The organism is Frankia sp. AgKG'84/4 (genome assembly GCF_023242965.2).
In the GTDB taxonomy this organism is placed as follows: domain Bacteria; phylum Actinomycetota; class Actinomycetes; order Frankiales; family Frankiaceae; genus Frankia.
Genome location: NZ_JALKFU020001149.1, coordinates 1 through 1,222 on the forward strand (window position 1 = coordinate 1; position 1,222 = coordinate 1,222).

General features: G+C 72.7%; 1 protein-coding gene. It reads right to left on the reverse strand.

What is annotated here, in order from left to right:
• Positions 1–149 precede the first annotated feature (149 nt).
• A complete protein-coding gene (locus tag MXD58_RS27990; RefSeq protein ID WP_248840560.1) occupies positions 150–986 on the reverse strand; it encodes a class I SAM-dependent methyltransferase in 837 nt (278 codons plus the stop codon).
• Positions 987–1,222 lie beyond the last annotated feature (236 nt).

Consider the following 1,222-nt stretch of genomic DNA (forward strand, 5'->3'; position numbering starts at 1 on the left):
GAGTACGACGTTGCCGCAGCGCACGACCAGCCGGTCGGCCCGTCGGGACAGCACCGTGGCCTCGGTGGGCGCCGGACCCGGCTGGCTCCCGGGGAACCGGACTGCGTGCGCGGCGAGGGCCCCGACCAGCTCGGATTCGTCCGCCGCCCTCACCCCGCTGGCTTGCGCAGCCGCCAGACGCACTCCGAGGGCCAGCGCCGCGCCCACTCCTCGTCGGCCCGCTCAGCCGCCGCCGCGGCGTCCCGGCCCGCCCCGTCGGCCGCGTCCGGTTCGGGGTCATCGTCGAGGCTGCCGTCGAACACGGGCGTCGGTGGACGCGGTTCCAGCAGGTCCTCGACGAGCAGTCCGCTGTCGCGGAACAGCCGGATCCAGGTGCCGTAGGGGAGGTTCATGCTGACCAGACCATCCGCCTCGGCGACCAGGCGGAGCCCGAAGTAGTCCCGGGTCAGCCGGGTGCCGGGGCTGTCCCGGCCGGGGCGCACGGTGATCTCGTAGATCGGGCTGACGTGGCTGAACGCCAGCAGCCCGCCGGGACGCAGCACCCGTGCCGCCTCGGGGATCGCCCGCATCGGGTCGGCGAAGCTGAACGCCCCGTGGTCGGCGAAGACGATGTCGAAGGAGCCGGTGGCGAAGGGCACCGTCTCCGCGCTCGCCTGCACCAGCGGGAACGCCAGGCCGGTGTCCGCGGCGAGGCGGCGGCTGTGTAGGAGTTGACGTTCGGACAGGTCCAGCCCGACGACCCTGGCGCCGCGGCGGGCCAGCGCGGTCGACCACTGCCCGCCCCCGCAGCCCATCTCCAGCACGTCCCGGCCCGCGACCTCGCCGAGCACGCCGAGACGGGACTCGGGGACCTCCCACAGCCCCCAGGAGATGTCGCCGGTGAACGCCTGCCGGCGGATCTGCGGGCCGTTCAGCCGCTGGTAGTCATCCGCGATCTCGTTCCACCGCGCTCGGTTCGTCCGCACGTGCGACCCGCCGTCGATCATGCTGCCTCGTCCTTCCCTCCGGCGGGCGCGGCGCCACGGTCACCGTGTCACCGGGGGCGGCGGACGGGGGCGGGACAGGCCGGGACGCCGGGGTCGCCGCGCGGAACCGTCGGGCCGGGCGGCGGCTGTCGTGAATGGATCACATCTACCGCACGGACATCGAATTCGACACTCGAACTCAAACTCCCCTCTCTCATATAAACATATGACCCACCCCACTAACACATCTCAGTGAA